This is a genomic window from Oceaniovalibus guishaninsula JLT2003 (assembly GCF_000299575.1).
In the GTDB taxonomy this organism is placed as follows: domain Bacteria; phylum Pseudomonadota; class Alphaproteobacteria; order Rhodobacterales; family Rhodobacteraceae; genus Palleronia; species Palleronia guishaninsula.
Genome location: NZ_AMGO01000017.1, coordinates 1 through 752 on the forward strand (window position 1 = coordinate 1; position 752 = coordinate 752).

The window sequence follows — 752 nt, forward strand, 5'->3', positions numbered from 1 at the left end:
GAGGTGGCGGCGGTAGCATCCGGCTGGGTAGAGCATCGGCGCAGGATCTGATGACCCTCGCCGCGGGGCTCGAGGCACGTTCCTCGCATCCCTTGGCGCGCGCCATTCTCGCGCGGGCAGAAGCCGACGGCATCAAGGTGTCCGCCGCAGAAGATACCCGAACCGTTCCTGGTAGGGGACTTGAAGGACGCACTGACGGCCGGTCGATCTGGCTAGGGTCGGACCGGTTTGCCGAGGAGAAGGGTTTCGGTGACGCCATTCCGAAGGATTTGCGCGACCGCATCGAAGGGGCTGGCAGCACCCTTGTTGCCGTGGGCGACGACACCGGCGTGACCGGCATCCTGGAATTGCGCGACCGTATCCGCCCCGACGCCAAGGGCATCGTGGCACAGCTCCACGCGCAAGGCGTGAAGACCATCGTCATGCTGACGGGCGATAACGAGCGGACGGCGCGCGCCGTTGCAGCCGAGGTCGGCATCGACGAGGTCCGCGCCGAGCTTCTGCCCGAAGCAAAGTGACAGCCATCGAAGAACTGGTCGAAACGCATGACATGGTGGCCATGATCGGCGACGGGGTGAACGACGCCCCCGCCATGGCGCGGGCGCATTACGCCATCGCGATGGGTGCTGTTGGTTCGGACGCGGCAATCGAGACTGCGGATATTGCCCTGATGACCGACGACCTTGGCAAGGTGCCTTGGCTGATCGGTCATTCGCGCCGGACAATGTCGATTATCCATCAGAACATCGGTA

1 pseudogene is annotated in these 752 nt (G+C 64.4%); it reads left to right on the forward strand.

Annotation, left to right across the window (positions count from 1 at the left end):
• Positions 1 to 752 (forward strand): annotated as a pseudogene (locus tag OCGS_RS05485) (heavy metal translocating P-type ATPase); the annotation flags it as partial.